20 protein-coding genes are annotated in these 19,651 nt (G+C 45.7%); 8 read left to right on the top strand and 12 right to left on the bottom strand.

From position 1 onward, the window contains the following. Positions 1–50: 50 nt before the first annotated feature. Complete coding sequence (locus tag LS482_RS04120; RefSeq protein WP_233030487.1) at positions 51–365, top strand: DUF3467 domain-containing protein; 315 nt, start codon at positions 51–53, stop codon at positions 363–365. Positions 366–596: 231 nt separating this feature from the next. After that, on the top strand, positions 597–1,400 hold the full coding sequence (locus LS482_RS04115; protein WP_233030486.1) for a hypothetical protein: 804 nt from the start codon (positions 597–599) through the stop codon (positions 1,398–1,400). Between the two features lie 21 nt (positions 1,401–1,421). On the opposite strand, the gene LS482_RS04110 is transcribed toward LS482_RS04115, so the two are convergent. After that, entirely contained in the window at positions 1,422–2,111 is a 690-nt protein-coding gene (locus LS482_RS04110) for a rhomboid family intramembrane serine protease (protein WP_233030485.1), read from the bottom strand. Between the two features lie 171 nt (positions 2,112–2,282). Between LS482_RS04110 and LS482_RS04105 the strand changes: the two genes are divergently transcribed. Continuing rightward, entirely contained in the window at positions 2,283–3,560 is a 1,278-nt protein-coding gene (locus LS482_RS04105) for a replication-associated recombination protein A (RefSeq protein ID WP_233030484.1), read from the top strand. A gap of 283 nt (positions 3,561–3,843) precedes the next feature. Here the strand turns inward: LS482_RS04105 and dnaJ are convergent, their stop codons facing one another. The 3 genes from dnaJ to LS482_RS04090 all read right to left on the bottom strand — a co-directional run bounded on the left by dnaJ (position 3,844) and on the right by LS482_RS04090 (position 7,005). Beyond that, on the bottom strand, positions 3,844–4,959 hold the full coding sequence (gene dnaJ, locus LS482_RS04100; RefSeq protein WP_233030483.1) for a molecular chaperone DnaJ: 1,116 nt from the start codon (positions 4,957–4,959) through the stop codon (positions 3,844–3,846). Between the two features lie 77 nt (positions 4,960–5,036). Then, positions 5,037–5,612 carry a nucleotide exchange factor GrpE gene (locus LS482_RS04095; protein ID WP_233030482.1) on the bottom strand — a complete coding sequence of 192 codons (576 nt, stop codon included), beginning with the start codon at positions 5,610–5,612 and terminating at the stop codon, positions 5,037–5,039. A 166-nt stretch (positions 5,613–5,778) separates the two neighbouring features. Further along, positions 5,779–7,005, bottom strand: coding sequence for an MDR family MFS transporter (locus LS482_RS04090; protein WP_233030481.1), 1,227 nt, complete (start codon positions 7,003–7,005; stop codon positions 5,779–5,781). A 143-nt stretch (positions 7,006–7,148) separates the two neighbouring features. On the opposite strand from LS482_RS04090, the gene LS482_RS04085 reads away from it, so the two are divergent. Beyond that, positions 7,149–7,796 carry a DUF1684 domain-containing protein gene (locus tag LS482_RS04085; RefSeq protein WP_233030480.1) on the top strand — a complete coding sequence of 216 codons (648 nt, stop codon included), beginning with the start codon at positions 7,149–7,151 and terminating at the stop codon, positions 7,794–7,796. Between the two features lie 90 nt (positions 7,797–7,886). Here the strand turns inward: LS482_RS04085 and LS482_RS04080 are convergent, their stop codons facing one another. The 6 genes from LS482_RS04080 to LS482_RS04055 form a co-directional block, all read right to left on the bottom strand. Continuing rightward, a complete protein-coding gene (locus LS482_RS04080) occupies positions 7,887–8,963 on the bottom strand; it encodes a porin (protein ID WP_437441008.1) in 1,077 nt (358 codons plus the stop codon). Between the two features lie 170 nt (positions 8,964–9,133). Continuing rightward, positions 9,134–10,378 carry an ammonium transporter gene (locus tag LS482_RS04075; protein WP_233030478.1) on the bottom strand — a complete coding sequence of 415 codons (1,245 nt, stop codon included), beginning with the start codon at positions 10,376–10,378 and terminating at the stop codon, positions 9,134–9,136. A 50-nt stretch (positions 10,379–10,428) separates the two neighbouring features. Further along, a complete protein-coding gene (locus LS482_RS04070; protein ID WP_233030477.1) occupies positions 10,429–10,767 on the bottom strand; it encodes a P-II family nitrogen regulator in 339 nt (112 codons plus the stop codon). A 379-nt stretch (positions 10,768–11,146) separates the two neighbouring features. Then, a complete protein-coding gene (locus LS482_RS04065; RefSeq protein ID WP_233030476.1) occupies positions 11,147–12,190 on the bottom strand; it encodes an SRPBCC family protein in 1,044 nt (347 codons plus the stop codon). A gap of 140 nt (positions 12,191–12,330) precedes the next feature. Beyond that, a complete protein-coding gene (locus LS482_RS04060) occupies positions 12,331–12,507 on the bottom strand; it encodes a hypothetical protein (RefSeq protein WP_233030475.1) in 177 nt (58 codons plus the stop codon). Between the two features lie 137 nt (positions 12,508–12,644). Then, positions 12,645–12,833, bottom strand: coding sequence for a hypothetical protein (locus LS482_RS04055; protein ID WP_233030474.1), 189 nt, complete (start codon positions 12,831–12,833; stop codon positions 12,645–12,647). Positions 12,834–12,949: 116 nt separating this feature from the next. Here LS482_RS04055 and LS482_RS04050 point away from each other — a divergent pair, with 116 nt between their 5' ends. After that, positions 12,950–13,336, top strand: coding sequence for a pyrophosphohydrolase domain-containing protein (locus LS482_RS04050; protein ID WP_233030473.1), 387 nt, complete (start codon positions 12,950–12,952; stop codon positions 13,334–13,336). 66 nt (positions 13,337–13,402) lie between these two features. Here the strand turns inward: LS482_RS04050 and LS482_RS04045 are convergent, their stop codons facing one another. Continuing rightward, entirely contained in the window at positions 13,403–14,479 is a 1,077-nt protein-coding gene (locus LS482_RS04045) for a branched-chain amino acid aminotransferase (RefSeq protein WP_233030472.1), read from the bottom strand. 129 nt (positions 14,480–14,608) lie between these two features. On the opposite strand from LS482_RS04045, the gene LS482_RS04040 reads away from it, so the two are divergent. The 3 genes from LS482_RS04040 to LS482_RS04030 all read left to right on the top strand — a co-directional run bounded on the left by LS482_RS04040 (position 14,609) and on the right by LS482_RS04030 (position 17,954). Further along, the gene (locus LS482_RS04040) at positions 14,609–15,103 is read left to right on the top strand and encodes a DUF4920 domain-containing protein (protein WP_233030471.1); all 495 of its coding nucleotides are present in this window, start codon (positions 14,609–14,611) and stop codon (positions 15,101–15,103) included. A 131-nt stretch (positions 15,104–15,234) separates the two neighbouring features. Continuing rightward, positions 15,235–15,894, top strand: coding sequence for a tRNA (5-methylaminomethyl-2-thiouridine)(34)-methyltransferase MnmC2 (gene mnmC2, locus LS482_RS04035; RefSeq protein ID WP_233030470.1), 660 nt, complete (start codon positions 15,235–15,237; stop codon positions 15,892–15,894). A gap of 302 nt (positions 15,895–16,196) precedes the next feature. Continuing rightward, positions 16,197–17,954 carry an aromatic amino acid hydroxylase gene (locus LS482_RS04030; protein ID WP_233030469.1) on the top strand — a complete coding sequence of 586 codons (1,758 nt, stop codon included), beginning with the start codon at positions 16,197–16,199 and terminating at the stop codon, positions 17,952–17,954. Between the two features lie 111 nt (positions 17,955–18,065). Here the strand turns inward: LS482_RS04030 and LS482_RS04025 are convergent, their stop codons facing one another. Continuing rightward, entirely contained in the window at positions 18,066–19,607 is a 1,542-nt protein-coding gene (locus tag LS482_RS04025; protein ID WP_233030468.1) for an acyl-CoA carboxylase subunit beta, read from the bottom strand. Positions 19,608–19,651 lie beyond the last annotated feature (44 nt).

The raw sequence follows: 19,651 nt of genomic DNA, 5'->3' as shown, positions 1-19,651 counted from the left end.
TTCGAACTCCGGACTTCCGACTTCGGACTGTTCTAATACCAATTTATATCATGAGCGATCAGGACAAACCCAAACGGGAAAAGATAGATATAGAACTTGATGAAAGTGTTGCGGAAGGTACATATTCCAATCTGGCCGTCATCAATCATTCCGTGTCTGAATTTGTGGTGGACTTTATAAGTATGATGCCGGGTGCACCCAAGGCAAAAGTAAAGAGCCGTGTCATACTCACGCCGCAGCATGCCAAACGCTTTTTGAAGGCACTTGCGGATAATGTTCACCGTTTTGAATCTGCTCACGGTGAAATCAAGGATTATGAGCAACCTCCCCTGCCGTTGAATTTCGGTCCTACGGGAGAAGCATAACAAAATATATAAAAACCCTGAGCCTTCCGGTTCGGGGCTTTTTTTGACTCCGATGCTGTTTTTATGTTCCCCGGACACATAATTTGTCGGGTTTTGGTGGATATATGGACAGAATTTCAGAACTTAGCAAAAATATGGGGGTGTCGGGCCGGTGGTGAAAAACGGGAGTTGAAGAAATCCTGGGTTCAGGTGATATCCATGTGGCTTACCCTGCTAAAAATTATAAATACAATGAAAAGAATAATAGTTGTTTTTGCTTTGTTCGGTCTGCTGTTCGGGAATGCCCAGAACAGTGTTAATGGTTATAAATACGTTATAGTACCCCAGAAATTTGATTTCCTTAAAAAGGAAAACCAGTATCAGGTAAACGCCCTCACCAAGTTCCTGTTTGAAAAATATAACTTTAATGCTGTCTATGCCAATAATCTTCCCGTAGATATAGAACAGAGCAGTTGCCTCGCCCTGAAAGCCGATGTTAAGGACAACTCCAATATGTTCACAACCAAATTGAGTGTGGAGTTGACAAATTGCAGGGGAGAGGTGGTCTTTGTCTCCGAAGAAGGAAAGAGTAAGGAAAAGGATTATAAAACGGCTTATCACGATGCGCTCCGCAAGACATTTACGTCCGTAGAGGAATTGAACTACAGCTACGATCCGTCCATGTCCATAGTTTCACAACGACAGGCTGTAACGACAGCTCCGGTTGCTGTTGAAAAACCCCGTGCTGCGACTGCTGCCTCCGAGGCTGCGGTTGAGCCCGCAGAACGACAAAAAGCTGTTGCTGAAGTTCAGCATGCGCCGGTTGCCAAAACGGTAGATAAAAATACCGTGTTGTATGCGCAGCCCGTAGAAAACGGTTATCAATTAGTGGACAGCAGCCCCAAAGTGATTTTTATATTGCAAAAGACCAGTGCAGACAATGTCTTTATCATAAGGGACAAAAACGGTATGCTTACCCGCAAGGACGGAAAGTGGATTGCCGAATATTATGAAAACGGTAAACACGTAGAACAGGAACTGAATATCAAATTCTAAAAAAGTGCTGAAAAAGGAGAGCTAATCTTCTTCTTCCGGAGATCCTTCAGGGTTTTCTATAAAGTTGCCTTCATCGTCAAAATGCTTTAAAAAAGGATCGTTCTCTTCGTCATAATCCTCCTCTTCCCAGGCGTATTTTACAGGTTTAGGGAGGTTGTTCCGGATAATTACGGCCAGAATAAATCCTGCAATAAAACCGGAAAGGTGGCCTTCCCATGAAATTTCCCCGTCTATGGGGAAAATGTACCAAAGTAAACTGCCGTAGAGGAACACGACCACCAGGGAAAGTGCTATCAAACGGTAATACCGGGTAAAGATCCCCTTGAAAAAAATAAAACTGCTGAATACGTAAATAAGTCCGCTGGCACCGATATGGTACGCCTCCCGGCCGATAAGCCAGGTGAGGAAACCACTGAGAAACGTACCGTAAATAATAACTTTGGTGCTCTGCCTGCCGTAAAAATAAAGCAGTATGGTACCCAGTATAAGCAGGGGGAAGGTATTGTTGTATAAATGCTTTACCGAACCGTGCAGGAAGGGGCTGAACACAATGCCCCGGAGTCCGGAAACTGTCCTGGGAAGTATCCCGTAATCCGTAAAATCATAGCTGTACCTGATCTGTATCCAGTATATTGTCCATATCAGTACAATGAACAGGAAAGGATAGAGGACCGTAGTTATTGAAAAATGAAAAGTCTTGTGGTCTTTCATGGTGTTTTAAATGAGTCAATTAGCTAATGTGCCAATACATCATCATAGTATCAAATTATCACATTGACACATTATCAAATACGTTTATATGAATTTTTAGTAGGGCAAACACATTGCCAAAAACAGGAACATGGTAAATTGTCATCAAAATAAATATAGTAATTTTATGGCATGAATGAACCACTTGCAGAACGAATACGACCCAAAACCCTGGACGAATATATCAGCCAGTCCCATCTGGTGGGAGAGACGGGCTCCCTGACAAAACAGATAAAACGGGGGATTATCCCGTCCCTGATATTCTGGGGGCCGCCCGGAACCGGAAAAACCACCCTGGCCAATATCATAGCCAATGAAAGCGACAGGCCGTTTTATACACTGAGTGCCATTAGCAGCGGGGTGAAGGAAGTCAGGGAAGTCATTAATAAGGCCAAACAGAGCGGAGGGCTTTTTACGGCCAAAAACCCTATCCTGTTTATCGACGAAATACACCGTTTCAGCAAAACACAACAGGATTCCCTGCTCGGGGCGGTGGAAAAAGGATGGGTAACCCTTATCGGAGCCACTACGGAAAACCCCAGTTTTGAGGTAATCCCCGCACTGTTGTCCAGATGCCAGGTATATGTGCTTAATGCTTTTAACAAGGAAGACCTGGAAGCGTTATTGCACAGGGCACTTGAAAAGGATTCGGTGTTGTCCGGGTTCACGATAAACCTGAAAGAAACCGAAGCCCTGCTGCGGTTGTCCGGAGGTGACGGGCGGAAATTACTGAATATCTTTGAACTGGTCATCAATTCCGAAGGAACGGAGGAAGTGACCATTACCAATGAGCTGGTCATGGAAAAAGTACAGAAAAACACCGTACTTTACGATAAGACCGGCGAACAGCACTACGATATCGTTTCGGCATTCATTAAATCAATAAGGGGGAGCGACCCCAATGGTGCGGTATATTGGCTGGCACGGATGATTGAAGGCGGGGAAGATGTAAAGTTCATAGCCAGGCGGCTGCTTATCCTTGCTTCGGAAGATATCGGTATTGCCAATCCCACTGCACTTGTCATTGCCAATAATACCTTTCAGGCTGTAACCACTATAGGTTATCCCGAATCCCGGATCATATTGAGCCAATGTGCCGTCTATCTCGCCACATCGCCAAAGAGCAATTCCACTTATATGGCCATAAACAAGGCACAGGAAACCGTAAGGCAAACCGGTGACCTTTCCGTACCCCTGCACCTCAGGAATGCACCTACCAAGTTGATGAAAGAGCTGGGCTACGGCGAAACCTATAAATATGCCCATGACTACGATGCAAATTTTGTAGATCAGGAGTTTCTGCCCGACGATATAAAAGGGACTTCCTTTTATATCCCGGGACAAAATGCAAGGGAAAAGAATATAAAGGAATTCATGCAGAAACGTTGGAAAGGCAAATACGATAAATAAGTGGGTGTAAATGATAAGTTTCGTGTAAAACCCTGATAATTATCCTTAAAAACAAAACCCATCCTTAATCGGTGTCAAGGATGGGAAAAAATTGCTATGAAAAAGAAAAAAATTAACACTAAGATCTCTTAGTGGGTTTTCAAATATACATTTTTTTTATGATATTTTTAAGGATTGAATAAAAATTGACCGAAATATTTTGTATAGCCGTATATTTCAGGTTTTCAGGGTATAAAAAAGCCGGAGTTCTGCTCCGGCTTATATAGTCCGGTTTACCCTTTCTTTATGAAAACATGTCTTTTACTTTTTCAAAGAAAGATTTATCGCTTTTTTCGGGTTTGGGGGTAAAGTGTTCGTCGTTTAACATCTGCTCAAAGAATTCCCGCTGCTCTTTGTTCAGTGTTTTAGGGGTCCACACATTAACATGGACCAGCAGGTCACCACTGCCATAACCGTTGATGCTGGGAATTCCCTTGCCTCTTAACCGCAGAATTTTTCCGGATTGGATACCCGCTTCGAGTTTGATACGCACTTTTCCGGTAACGGCATCTATTTCCTTGGAAACACCAAGTACGGCCTCCGGGACACTGATATAAAGGTCATAGTGGAGGTTATCGCCTTCCCGTTTCAGGGTCGGGTGTTCAACTTCTTCGATTGCTACGAGAAGGTCGCCGGGAATACCGTTACCCGGCGCTTCGTTTCCTTTTCCGGTTACCTTGAGCTGCATCCCTTCCATAACTCCTGCGGGAATTTTAATGGAAACGGTTTCTTCAGTCACTTTAAGGCCCTGTGCATCGGCATCGGAAGGCCGTTTATCCAGGGTTTGTCCGGAACCGCCACAGGCATTGCAGGGTGCGGAAGTTTGCATTCTACCCAAAATGGTATTGGTTATCCGGGTCACCTGTCCTGTGCCATGACATGTGGGGCAGGTTTTATAAGAAACTCCGGGAGCTTGTACCTTTCTGCGTACTTTCACCTTTTTTTCCGCGCCCTGGGCTATATCTTCCAGGCTGAGTTTTACATGAATCCTCAAGTTACTTCCCTTGGTACGGCGCTGACCGCTGAAACCACCTCCGAAACCACTGAATCCGCCACCGAAGGCGCCGCCGAAGATATCACCGAATTGGCTGAATATGTCTTCCATATTCATACCGCCGCCGCTAAATCCACCGTTGCCGTCAAAAGCGGCATGTCCGTACTGGTCGTATCTGGCGCGCTTGTCGGGGTCACTTAACACTTCATATGCTTCCGCAGATTTCTTGAACATTTCCTCCGCATGGGCATCCCCCTGGTTTTTGTCCGGGTGGTATTGTATGGCCTTCTTGCGGTAGGCCTTTTTTATTTCCGCGGCGGAAGCACTCTTGTCAATGCCCAGTATTTCGTAATAATCTTGTTTCATCTGTTTGGTTTTAGACTGATGACAGACGATTACAGGTGACGGGTGTGCCCCGTTCGTCTGTCACCTGCTATTTCTCCTTACTGTCCTACTACTACCTTGGGGTACCTTATGATCTTGTCTCCCAGTTTATACCCTTTTTCCACTACATCGATAATCTTTCCTTTCAAGTCGTCCGAAGGCGCGGGAATCTGGGTTATGGCTTCGTGCAATTCAGCATCGAACGCATCGCCCTGTGCTGTTTCAATTTCCGTGAGGCCTTTGCTTTTCAGGGCTTCCCTGAACTTGTTGCTTATGAGTTCCACCCCTTTCAGGAGTTCCTTTTTCCCTTCCGTGCTATTGTTGTCATGGTCGGGTCTTTGTATTTCAACAAGGGCCCTGTCAAAATCATCAAGTACGGGCAGCATGGCAGACACGACATCCTGTCCTGCCGTTTTGAACAATTCAATACGCTCTTTGGACGTTCGCTTTTTGTAGTTTTCAAATTCTGCAAAGAGGCGCAGGAATTTGTCCTTTTCCTTTGCCAGTTCCTCCTTTAACTGTTCTTCCACCGGAACTTCCTGAGCTTCTGTCTTTTCTTCAGTGGCAGGTGCGGTTTGCTCTTCTGCCATGATATCTTTGCTGTTGGTCTCTTCCTTTTTATCTTTTTTTGCCATACGTATATACAATTTATACCGGCTTTCCATACCGCAAAAGTACTGCCAAACATTACAGGGCGATTTTCGGGCGGTTATACCTTCCAGAAAGTGCCAAAATGTCATTGATACGGAGCTTTTGCCATGTACAGACCACCGGGTATGATTTGTCAGGATCACTGGAAATCTATGCCTCCTGCTCCTCTTTCCTTACCATATTCCGGAGAAAGAGGGCACAGACCAGGGCTATCACTCCCAGTGTCCCCATAAACAGCCAGTTGGCGTTATAACCCCAACGGTCAATGATTTCCATACCTGTTTTCGCACTCCATATGTGTGCCAGAGAAAAACTCATGGTGTAAAGGGCCATGTAACGACCTTCCCTGCCCTTACTGGCACGGCTCATGGCAAAGGCATTGGTGTAAGGGAACCCGATCATTTCTCCCAGGGTAATGATAGCCATACTTAGCACTAATACACCGGCCCAGCCCGGAAACAACAGGACAAAAAAGCTGGTTGCCATGAGTATTGTGCTCAGGAGGATAAGTCTTGTCTTTGCCGCTTTTTGTTTTTCAATATAACTGACAAGGGGCATTTCAAAAACGAAGATCAACAACCCGTTAAGGGACATTAACAGGCCGGTCTGGAATTCCGTAAGCCCGTACACTTCCTCGTGATAAATGGGAAGGGTGGTGAAGAGCTGGAAAAACAGCATGCCCAATACAAATGTAACAAACAGGAAAACCCAGTATGGTTTGTCCCTGAACACAGGTTTCCCTTCTTTCGAAACCGCCGTATCCGGCACATCATCTTTGGTATTTGTTCGCTTTTCACCGACCAGTATGCGAAACAGTACAATGGCCAGGATACAGGTGATGCCATCTACCCAGAACAACCCGGCATAACCCATCTGAATTATGATAAATCCGCCCAGGGCGGGCCCGGCAGCAAATCCCAGGTTTATGGCAAGACGCACCAGGGTGAGCGCCCGGGTCCTGTTCTCGGGTTTGCTGTAGGTCCCGAGGGAAACAAACATGGCGGGACGGAACATATCCGAAACGGTCATAATAATGAACATCGCGGCACACAATCCCTGGAACCCGGTAACGAATTGAAGGGCCAGAAACAGGACTCCGCTGGTAAACAGGCTGAAGACCATAACCCTGTAAAAGCCGATTTTATCGGTGAACTTTCCGCCCAGCCATGACCCTGTCATGGAACCCAGGCCAAAACATACCATGATCCATCCGATCTGGCCGTAGGAAAAATGAAGGTCTTCCTTCAGGTACCTGGACAAAAAAGGCAATACCATGGTGCCCGCCCGGTTGATAAAGGTTATGAGCGTGAGGAACCAGATTTCCCTGGAGAATCCTTCGAAAGAGGAAACGTATTTTTTCAGGAATGAATTTGGCATGAGATGTCTGAAATTGGAAGGCCAAACTTACTCAATTATTCATTAGAATAAAGGATGGGGAAGGTTATTTTTACCCGGATAAATAAATAAATTATAGCTTTGCAACGGGAATACTTCAGGACACAAAAAACAGTTGAATACTTATGAAAACAACGCTAATAACACTGCTCTTTCTGATTTGCCTGACGAGCTGCAAGGGAGATAAAAGATATCACGACAGGGAGGATATGATCTCCGCGGACAGTACGAGTGCGGTTTGGGACATAGAACAGTTTCAGCGGGAATTGAACGAAGAGTTCAGGGACCCCAAAATATCTCCCCTGAAAAATCGTGACCGAAAGGACTTTCAGGGACTGGATTTTTTCCCGATAGATACGACCCTCCGGGTAAGGGCCAGGCTGGAAAGAACTCCGCAGGACCTCCCCTTTACCATGCCGACAACTACAGACAGGGTAACGGAAGAGGTGAGGTACGGCATCCTGCATTTCAGCATAAACAACAAAGAGTATAGGCTCAATGTGTACCAGAACCAGGAATTGATTACCCGTGAAGGGTATGAAGATTATTTATTCCTGCCTTTTTCTGACGCTACGAACGGCGAGGAGACCTATGGGGGCGGGCGGTATATCGATCTTCGTATACCTGAAGGCGATGAGATCGTGCTGGATTTTAATAAGGCTTATAATCCTTATTGTGCTTACAACAAAAAATATTCCTGCCCTATTGTGCCTGAAGAAAATACCCTGCCCGTTCCTGTCAGGGCCGGAGTAAAGTCCTTTGAGGAAAATTAAACCACGCCTAAATTAAAGGTCCGGCTCCCGAAAGGAAGCCGGACCTGAAAAACATAAGTAACAAGTAACTTAAAAAATCAGGAGAGATTTTTAGAATTGATATATGGCGGCCAGGACAAAGGAGCCCAGGCTCCCTTCGGAAGACATGCCGTTGTCATAGCCGTCCTTGTCAAAAAATACATCTTCAGATACACTGTCCAGCCGGAGTTCGGGTTTTATGGTAAGGTCCCCTACGGTATAACTTCCGGTGAGCGTGAAATCCAGGGTTTCGACGTCCGATCCGTAAACGGGCCCTCCATCTTCCAGTTCTTTGAAGTATTCGGCCCGGAGTCCCAGTGCAAAATGCTCGGATGTTTTTAATTGCGGATACAGGGCTACCCCGTAAAACCCTCCGGCATCCTTGGTTTCGTTATACGTGGCATTGAGTCCCAGGTAGAACATGTCTGTCAGGTCATAACCCGTGGTAAGGTCGATCTGGAAGGTAGGGTCTTCAATGATCGCTTCTGCTGCTCCGTCGTATTGCTTGCCGTAAATCGCGTTGAGCCATGTACCGCCGTTCTCCGTTTCATAACCGATCTGTGCACCGAATGTGTACACTCCCGACGGGTTGTATTCGGTATAATCGGTAGGGTTCATAACAGCCAGCATGAGCGACCAGTTGTCGGAGAGGCTGAAATCTGCCTTTAATCCGGTGTGTGAAAACGGTCCGTAAGAGAACATGTATGAGGTGGAATAGTTAAAGTTCCCTGTGGGAGAGATCACCTCATAGCCCAGGAAGGTGTTGAAATTACCAAAAGTCAGGGTTACGGCATCACTGACGGTCCAGTACACATACAACTGGTTTACGATATTGGAGGAACCGGTGGACAGAAACACGGCATCTTCCCCGCGCGGGCCGAAGACGAGGTCGGCAACAAAGCCTACTTTTTCACCCTCGTAAGAAGCAATTATATTGGCCATACCCAGGGCAAATCCGGGGTCATTTGCGAAGGAAGAAGCCGGGGCCTGTCGCTGTTCATCCGAAAAGTTGTAGCGATAGTACCCGTCTACACTACCGCTTATTTCAAATTTCTTTTTTTCCTCCTGTGCGAAGACGGTTAAATTTACGAGTGCCGCAATGGCAAAAAACGCATTTTTTACGAACTTTGTCATAGTAATCGATTTCATAATAAAAGGATTAGTTGTTTTTTTACTTGTTTATGTGTGTCGAACAACGCCTGAAACTCTTTTTTATGAATGAGGATTATATGCGGAGCGTTCTGCCAAACGCTCCGCTTTTCATTTTTTAAAGATTTTTCAGGACTTTATAGTTAGTTTAGTGTTGGTCAGTTGTTCGGTTAGTGCTGATTCATCCTGAAGTCGGGATAGGCTTCCATTCCTCCATGTTCGTGGAGATCGAGCCCTTCGAGCTCTTCTTCTTTGGTAACCCGTAACCCTATGGTCTTTTTGATGATTATAAGTATGATAAATGCCGATACCACACAGAATGCACCGATAATGGCTACACCGGCAAGCTGAACGAGGAATTGATTAAGGCCGGCCATTGCACCGAAAATACCTACGGCCAGTGTTCCCCATATGCCGCATATCAGGTGAACGGCAATAGCACCTACCGGGTCGTCCAGTTTCAGTTTATCTATGAAAGCTACACCCAGTACGATAATTACTCCGGCTACAACACCTATAATTATGGCATCGGTAGGGGCCATCTGGTCGGCTCCGGCGGTGATACCCACCAGTCCGCCGAGAATACCGTTGAGAAACATGGTAAGGTCATAGTTTTTATAAAGTATGGTAGAAATGATAAATGCCGAAACACCTCCGGCAGCTGCGGCGAGACAGGTGGTCACCAATGTCAGTGAGGTGGCCCCGGGATCGGCGGAGAGTACGGAACCCCCGTTAAAACCGAACCATCCCAGCCACAGGATAAGCACCCCGGCAGTGGCCATGGGGATATTGTGCCCCGGAAGGGCGTTGACCTTTCCGTCTTTACTGAATTTACCTATACGTGCCCCCAATAAATACACGGCTACTATGGCAGCCCATCCGCCTACGGAATGTACCAGGGTGGAGCCCGCAAAATCATAGAATCCCCATTCGTCCAGGAATCCGCCGCCCCATTTCCAGGAACCTGCAATGGGGTATACGACACCTACATAAATAATGGAAAAGAGCATAAAGCTTCCGATTTTCACCCTTTCGGCAACTGCTCCGGAAACTATGGTTGCGGCAGTGGCCGCAAACATGCCCTGAAAAAGGAAGTCGGTCCAGTATGTATATCCGCCGTCGGCATATGCTGCGGTTAATCCGCCTTCCGGGACCGAAAGTCCGAACAGGCCTATAAAGTAGTCGGGAAGTATACCTCCTATAAAACTTCCGGGATACATGAGGTTAAAACCTATGAAACAGTAAAGCAATAAGCCCACACATATAATAAATACGTTTTTGAAAAGGATGTTTATCGTGTTTTTTTGCCGGGTAAGTCCTATTTCGAGAAAGGAAAACCCCAGGTGCATAAAGAATACCAATCCGGTACACACCATCATCCATATGTTATTGGCTGTCAATAAAGTTTCTTCCATAACTGTGCTTCTTTAAATTGTTTGCTTTTTCGGTTAGTTTTATTTATGAATTAATTGAGCGAGGGTTTTCCCTTTTCGCGTGTACGGATTCGATACGTTTCTTCCACGGAAGACACGAATATTTTTCCATCGCCCACGCTCCCTGTGCCTGCAGCATCCAAAATGGCTTCAACCGCTTTGTTTGCAAATTCATCAGAGACTACAATAGAGAGGTACCTTCTTTGAATGTCGGCAGTACTGTAGGTGACCCCCCTGTACACATGCCCCTGTTTTTCATTGCCCAGCCCGGTAACATCCCAATAGCTGAAAAAATTCACTCCAACCCGATGAAGGGCTTCTTTCACATCATCAAATTTTGACTTTCTGATAATTGCTTCTATTTTTTTCATAAGAGACTAAATTTTAAGAATGTTAAATTTATATTAATTTGAATACACCCCTTACTAAAATATACTAAATGTTCTTATTTTTATGTATAATTCATTAATACCCCCTAAATTATTAGGGGTAACTTCAAAAATATGTAGTAAAAATATGGTATCTGTATTTTTGGTGATATAAAAAACAGCCTTTTTGAAAGAGAATTGAAAAATCGAAAACGTTTTCGAAAGCCGATAACAGGAATATTATGCGACTTTGGGTTTTACAGTGTCCGGAAAGTGTCTTTCAGGGATGTAAAAATCTGTTTTATAGACGGAAAGAAAAATACCCCCGGGAAAGAAATCCCGGGGGTATCACCTTTGAATAAATGGTACAGGTGTAATGCTTTTATTCCACTATAGGCGGAATGTTCAGTTCGGATACCGGTACATAGATCTCGGTAACCCATTTTGCGGGGTTGAGGGTCCTGGAAGCATCAGAAGGGTAAAATTCCAGGTAAGGGCCGGTGGTGTCCTGTGCTATCCGTCGTTCTTCGAGATATGCAAAAGCACTGTCCCAGGCCTCATCAAGATGTTCCGTATTTCCCCGGAGGGTGACTTTAAGTGCACGGAAAGGCGGTATTTTCCCGGTCAGTATTTCGCTTCCGGGTTCCGTGACGATCTTGGAAGAGGTAAAGACCCCGTTGGAAAATATGGTGGCGTCATTTTCTTCGTCCCGGGAATGATAGTAGGTGAACGGAAGCCCTACATTGCTGATATTGTTATTGGCAATGTACTCACGCATGGCCTGAATGCGTTCGGAGATCTTTTTTCTGCTGTCTGAAATCTTACTGGAAGTGGTGGTGTAAAGATAGAAACCCCCGCTCTGTTCGGCAATACCGTCAATACTGATACTATACTTATTAATATCTTCAAGGATTACACTGTCCAGTTTGTGGAGCCCTCTTTCCAGGTCGGGGCCTATATTTTTTTCCATGCTTCCCTTATACAGAATGTAGGCCTTGGACATAAAATCAAGCTTTCCGCTGATTTCCCAGGTTACTTTTGTAGTGTTTTCCTCCGGTTCAAAAGTCCAGGATACGGCGGAAGGGGGCCGCTTTTCATAAGTCAGTTTTTGTTCCAGGTTAGTGTTGGGCGTGGCGGCCGTAGTTTCCAGCTTTCCGCTTCTTTCTTTGCTTATCCAGGTATAGCTGGCGCCAATCCCACGGGTGGATTCTCCGTATGTAATGGCCATATCCGGATCTTTTTCCAGCCATGGAATCCAGCTTTTCCAGGTTTTCAGCTCCTGTACATAATTATAGACTACCGGGGCATGTGTATTTATAACCTGTGTCCTGGACACCCGGTATGACGAAGGCTGTATGGCAATATATATGGAGATACCGATTGCCAGGATAAGAATGAGGAAAAAAAGATATTTCAGGATTTTCATGATTTCTCTTGTTTGAAATAATGCTAATTTACACAATAACGTAAAAATTTACACAAAAGAAATCACTTTCATTTTCCCGATGATCGAAAAAATGAATGGATATTGTCGCCAAAGCGACCCCACAAACAGAAAATACCTCCTTAAACGGCTTCCTTATAGTTTTTGATACTAAAAGAAGCGGTAAGTTTTTTTTCCGGGTTTTCCGGATAGAACCGAAAAGGCTTGTTTGTTTTCTTCTCTGTCTTATTGATGCTGAAAGTTAAAAGAAAGACATTGATAAGAAGAAGCGAAAGTAATACACCTAAAAATGTAATCATTGCTTTTTATTTTTTTAAACCACGGCGCTAATTTATAACTTTTTTTAGAAAAACGATAGTTAAAGGAAACAAAAAACAACGCAGTGTTTTACAGATATACCGGAAAAACCGTATCTTTTTTAAGATGTTGTCAGTCTTCAGGACCTTACCCAGGTCTTTAACAGGAATAAAATAACGAGAAAGAGGATGAAACCAATTAAAATCCTGATACTTCCGGTATAATGCCTGGCATGCAGTTTTTTGTCCTTTTTGTAACTGAAGAAAACCACCAGGGCGAAGGCAATAAAGAAAAAAATGGTGAATATGAGTTGTCCTGTTGTGAACATATCTTTATTTTTAGGCAAAAATAACCAATTTATCGGCAGGAAGAGCGTGCTGTTCGAAGTCCTTTCTGTAAAAATAATCCTGTATTTATGTCAAACCGGAAAAATCATCAATTATAATGAAAAGAAAACTGGAAGCCGTAGCAGAATTTCACCGCGCATTCGGACTGGGGGTAGCTTCAGCACCTACAGTCAACCTCGGAAAAGATAAAATAGACCTCCGTTTTAAACTCATGGCCGAGGAAAATGAAGAATATCTCGAAGCCGCCGAAAACAATGACCTGGTGGAAGTGGCGGATGCCCTTGGCGACATGCTTTATATTTTGTGCGGAACAATTCTGGAACACGGACTGCAACACAAGATAGAGGAAGTGTTCGAGGAAATACAACGCAGTAATATGAGCAAACTGAGTGAGGATGGTCTGCCCATTTACAGGGAAGACGGAAAAGTAATGAAAGGACCCAATTACTTTAAACCGGACATTTCTACGGTACTCGATAAATAAAGTGAAAACTAACGGGCAGGGGGAAAAGGTAGGTTTACCACCAGGGCCTGCCCGTTAATATATTGTCTATTCTACGTCTACTTTGTAACGCCATCCGTAAGGATCTTCCGCCTTGTTGTACTGGATGTCTACAATTTGTTTCTTGATGAGTGAGGCATAAGATTTTTCTATTTTCGGAAGCTCGAACTTTTCACCTTTGTAGCCGAACCCTGCCACCGGATTGATCACTGCAGCAGTACCGCTGCCGAAAATTTCCTTGAGGCTGCCGTCTTTTGCCGCGGCCATGATCTCGCTTACTTTTATGGGACGAACCGCTACGTCTATACCATTGGCCTCTGCTACGGCAATAACACTTTTACGGGTAACCCCGTCCAGTATCCTGTCATTGGTAGGTGCAGTGAGGAGTGTGTCTCCGATCCGGAAAAAGACGTTCATGGTGCCTGCTTCTTCCAGGTATTCGTGTGTGTTTGCATCGGTCCAGATCACCTGTTGGTATCCTTCTTTCTGGGCCAGGTTGGTAGGGTAGAACTGCGCTCCGTAGTTGGCGGCGGCTTTTGCATAACCGATCCCTCCGGAAGCGGCCCGGCTGTAGTGATCGGCTATTTTTACCCGTACTTCGCCCCCGTAATAGGATTGTGCGGGGGAACATATGATAACAAATTTGTACCGCCCGGAAGGGGAAGCCATTACACTGGGTTCCGTGGCAATGACAAACGGACGGATGTAAAGCGAATTCCCGATGCCTTTCCTGATCCATTCCTTATCCAGTTTGAGCAGGGTTTTTAATCCTTCAAAAAAATAATCTTCCGGGAAGACGGGCATGGCCATGCGCTCAGAAGATTTGTTGATCCTCTTAAAATTCTCTTCGGGGCGGAAAAGCCATATCTCGTCATTGTCGTCCTTGTAGGCTTTCATGCCCTCAAAGACGGCTTGGGCATAATGGAACACCCTGGCCGAAGGGTCCAGTTGAAGAGGTTGATAAGGTATGATCTGAGGAGTTCCCCAACTGCCATCTGCATAGTCACAGACAAACATGTGATCGGTAAAAACACTTCCGAAAGTAAGGTTGTCAAAATCTACTTTTCCGATCCGGGAACTTGCTGCTTTTTCAATTTTAATGGGAGTAACTTCTTCTGTCTTCATGGTCAAATAAATTTTATAGCTAAAGTAATTAAATAAATACGTATATGGAATTAAAAAATCACATAAAATTCATTTATTTTGCAGGTATAAAAGGGTAATGATTTGTTGTAATTCTTAAAATATTGAAATATGAGGCAGTTAAGTGCAAAATTTTTAACGGTGTTGTTTTTGCTGGTGTTTATAGCTTGTAAACAGACTGCCGAAAAAACAGATACCCCAGACCGGGCTTACACGTCTTTCGGCGATTCCATAACCCTTTCCGGACATTGGAAAGCAGCAGAGATGGACAGCAGGTTTGCCACACTTGGAAAAGACGATACCCTATCTGTGAAGTTCGCTTCGGAGATACTTGAAGTTTGCCCCAAAAAGGGATGCTGGATGAAAGTAAAACTCGCAGACGACCGGAAAGCCATGGTACGGTTTAAGGATTACGGCTTTTTCGTGCCCAAGGATGCTTCGGGAAAAGTAGTGATCGAGGGAAAAGCCTATGTAGAGAAAATGCCCGTCAAAGACCTGAGGCATTATGCAGCGGATGCAGGAAAGTCCGAGGAAGAAATAGCACAGATCACCGAACCGGTAATTACTTATGCCATAGAAGCTAATGGCGTGCTGATAGAACAATAGTTAAATCGGTTTTCGGGTTGCCGTAAAATTTGATACGGGATAATGTTTTCCCGAAAAGGTAATGGTTTAAACGTATCACCTGATCAACTCAGTAACCCAATAACCCAGTAACTCAATAACCCGACTCCCCCTTGAAACGAAAAATCATCAAAACTGCCGACGGTTCCACGACCATTCACCTGGAGGAATGGGACGAACACTATCATTCTGTCCACGGCGCCATACAGGAAGCCCGTCACGTGTTCATAAAGAACGGCCTGGATACGTTTCCGGACGGGAAGGTAGCTGTACTGGAAATAGGTTTCGGTACGGGGCTCAATGCATTTATTACCCTTCTGGAAGCCAAGAGGCGCGGACTTGCGATAGACTATACCGGGGTCGAGGCTTATCCGGTCGCTTCCGAAGAATTACAACAGTTAAATTATGTCGGGGAGTTAAAGGCCGAACAGCAGTTGCCCCTTTTCGGGAAGATGCATGCGGTTTCCTGGGAAGAGATACACCGTATATCCGGAGAGTTTGCACTGACCAAGAGAAAACAGTCCTTTACAGCTATTGAAGATAAAGAAAAATTCAACCTGATTTATTTCGACGCCTTTGGCCCCCGCGTACAACCCGAGCTGTGGACCAGGGAAATTTTTTCCCGAATGTACGATGCCCTGAAAGAAAAAGGCGTTCTGGTTACATATTCTGCCAAGGGGAGTGTGCGACGTGCCATGCAATCCGTAGGATTTACGGTCGAACGCCTGCCAGGCCCGCCCGGTAAAAGGGAAATGCTGAGAGCGGTTAAATAGGTGTTTTTCACGTAGAAATGCATGGCTGTGCGTCCCGGTGATGGCCAAATCTATTCGACGGGAATATAGTTAAGATTCTCTGCTATTTTTCGTAAATTTGTTAGAGTCTGTCTAAATTTTGTTTTTGGTCCCGATAATTATCGGGATTATAGTGCATTTTTTTGTCAGGCAGGGCCGAGCGTATAAAAAAGGTCTGGGAGACCTTTTTAGCGAAGGAGTCAGACTGCCGCGAGGGCAAGATACATAGCCTTAGCTACGTGGCGGAAAAGACTCTTAATAACCAAAACATATTTGAACGCATCATGGAACCAGCATATGAAAGCAATCCTGTATTAGACAAACTCCCTGTGCATCTGAAGCAGTTCGTAAAACCCCAGAATTACGAAAACTATTCGGCAGTAAACCAGGCGGTATGGCGTTATGTTATGCGCAAAAATGTGGATTATCTCAGCAAAGTGGCCCACGCTTCCTACCTGGACGGGCTGAAACAAACGGGGATTTCCATAGACAGTATTCCCAATATGTATGGCATGAACCGCATACTGGAAGAAATAGGCTGGGCAGCCGTGGCTGTGGACGGGTTTATCCCCCCGAGTGCTTTTATGGAGTTCCAGGCCTATAACGTACTGGTCATTGCGTCAGACATACGGCAGCTGGAACATATCGAATACACCCCCGCACCGGATATTATCCACGAAGGGGCGGGACATGCCCCCATTATCGCCAACCCGGAGTATGCCGAATACCTGAGAAGGTTCGGGGAAATAGGTTGCAAGGCGATTTCCAGTGCCAGGGACCATGACATGTATGAAGCCATAAGGCATTTGTCCATTATCAAGGAAGCCCCGGACACACCTGCCTCTGAAATTGAGGAAGCGGAAAAAAAAGTGGACGAACTGCAAAACAATATGGGAGAGCCCAGCGAGATGGCGCTTATTCGGAATCTGCACTGGTGGACCGTGGAATACGGTTTGATAGGGCCGTTGGAGCATCCCAAAATATACGGTGCGGGCCTGCTGTCTTCCATAGGGGAAAGTACCTGGTGCATGACCGATAATGTAAAAAAACTTCCTTATACCATAGAAGCAGCCTATAGAGAATTTGATATCACCAAGCCACAGCCTCAACTGTATGTGACTCCCGATTTTGCCCATCTGAGCCTCGTGCTGGAAGAATTTGCCAACACCATGGCCCTGCGGACGGGAGGGTTGAGTGGTATTAAAAAACTGATAGCTTCCGGTGCATTGGGCACTGCCGAGTTGAGTACCGGCCTCCAGATATCCGGGGTATTTACAGATGTAATTGAACACGAAGGGCACCCCATATACCTGCAAACCAAAGGGAAGACCGCCCTGTCCTACAGGGAAAAAGAACTGGTAGGGCACGGCACGGCTTATCATGCCGAAGGCTTTGGCAGCCCTGTGGGAAAACTGAAGGGGATTAACCTGGCCATCGAAGACATGAGCCCGCGCGACCTGAAAGCATACAATATCTATGAAGGCGAACGGGTAACCCTGGAGTTCGAAGGCGGCATTGAGGTTACCGGGGATATCATCACCGGGACCCGCAACCTGCAGGGCAAGATCATTCTGATAAGCTTTGAGAACTGTACGGTGACCCATGGCGACAAAATCCTCTTTAAACCGGAATGGGGCATATATGATATGGCTGTAGGCAAAAAGGTGGTATCTGCTTTTTCAGGTCCGGCGGATACCCGTAGTTTCGACCTGATTACCCACGTACCTTCCGAAGGGACCATCAGAAGGAAAAAATCTGAAGAACAAATTGCGCTGGAAACCTTATATCAAAGCGTACGTGATATCCGGGAAAACAGGGAAATAACTATGGAGGTACACGGTATCTTTGAAAGTGTAAAGGCTAACCACCCGAAAGACTGGCTCCTTTCCGTAGAACTGTATGAACTTGCTGTAGATAAAGGTGATGATGCCTTTGCCCGGGAAATACTCGTACACCTGGATAAAATAAAAGCGGAATCCCCGAAAATTGCACACCTGATCGAAGATGGTGTGGGACTAACAGATAATAATCTGGTAGAGTAGGCTTCTGTTCCCTTGACAGAGGGGAGAAATAGTTCCTTCCGAACCGGTGAAATGACATGCAACGGTTTCTTCCGGTTCAATTTATAATCCTTGAGCTACCGGGATACCGATTTACAACGGAATATTCCCGTGTTTTCGCTTTGGTCCTTCCACCTGTTTGTTCCCGAGCATGGCAAAGGCCTTCAAGAGTTTCCGCCGGGTGTCCTGGGGTAAGACCACTTCATCAATAAACCCGCGGTTGGCGGCAATATAGGGATTGGCGAACAAGGCGGCATATTCGGCCTCCTTTTCGCTGAGTTTTTTTTCCGGGTCTTCCGCATCCGAAATATCCTTTTTAAAAATGATCTCGGCAGCACCCTTGGCTCCCATAACGGCAATTTCGGCACTTGGCCAGGCAAAGTTCATATCTGCCCCGATGTGTTTGGAATTCATTACGTCATAAGCCCCTCCGTAGGCTTTTCTCGTGATCAGGGTGATACGTGGCACGGTAGCTTCGCTGAATGCATAGAGCAGCTTGGCCCCATTCATTATAATACCGTTCCATTCCTGGTCCGTTCCCGGTAAAAATCCCGGGACATCCACCAATACCAGTAACGGAATGTTAAAACTGTCGCAGCACCTTACGAAACGGGCCGCTTTTTTGGAACTGTCTACATCAAGCACGCCCGCAAGGAACATCGGCTGATTGGCCACGATACCGATACTCTGCCCTCCCAGCCGGGCAAAGCCTGTAATGATGTTCTTTGCATAATCCCTGTGGATCTCAAAGAAAGTATTGTCATCGATGATCCCGGTAACCACTTTACGCATGTCATAAGGTTTGTTGGGGTGGTCCGGAATGATGGAAAGGAGGTTGTTCCTGGTCTCGTCTCCCGGGGTAAAATCCAGTTTGCGCGGTTTTTCCCTGTTATTTTGCGGCAGGTAGCTGAGGAGTTTTCTTATATCTTCCAGGCATTCGGCATCGTTGGATGAGGTGATATGGGCCACACCCGATTTGGAAGCATGGGCGCTGGCACCTCCGAGTTCTTCGGAAGTGACGTTTTCATTGGTCACGGTTTTGACCACATTGGGCCCGGTAACAAACATATAGCTGGTGTCTTCCACCATAATGGTAAAATCGGTGATGGCGGGAGAATAAACGGCACCTCCGGCACAGGGCCCCATAATGGCAGAAATCTGGGGAACTACACCGGAAGCCTTTACATTTCTATGAAAAATGTCGGCATAGCCGCCCAGTGAACGCACGCCTTCCTGGATACGTGCCCCTCCCGAATCGTTGAGTCCGATAAGGGGGATACCCGATTTTACCGCCAAATCCATGATCTTGCAGATTTTTTCCGCATGCGTTTCGGATAACGACCCTCCGAATACGGTAAAATCCTGTGCAAAGATATACACGGGACGTTCATTGATGGTGCCGTACCCGGTGACCACCCCGTCGCCGTAGTATTGTTGTTGTTCCATCCCGAAATCTTTGGTACGGTGAATGACCAGGGCACCGATCTCTTCAAAAGAACCGTTATCCAGAAGGTAGGCTATCCGTTCCCTGGCGGTCAGCTTTTTCTTTTGGTGTTGCTTCTCTATCCGTTCCTGACCGCCGCCAAAGTACGCTTTGGCCAGTTTTTCATTGAGTTCTTTTATTTTGGAATCCATAGTGTGCGTGTTTAAAATCTTGAATGCCTCTTGCAGAATGGTAA

It is taken from the genome of Sinomicrobium kalidii, from assembly GCF_021183825.1.
GTDB classification, from domain to species: Bacteria; Bacteroidota; Bacteroidia; order Flavobacteriales; family Flavobacteriaceae; genus Sinomicrobium; species Sinomicrobium kalidii.
This window is presented reverse-complemented; position numbering and strand designations above follow the sequence as displayed.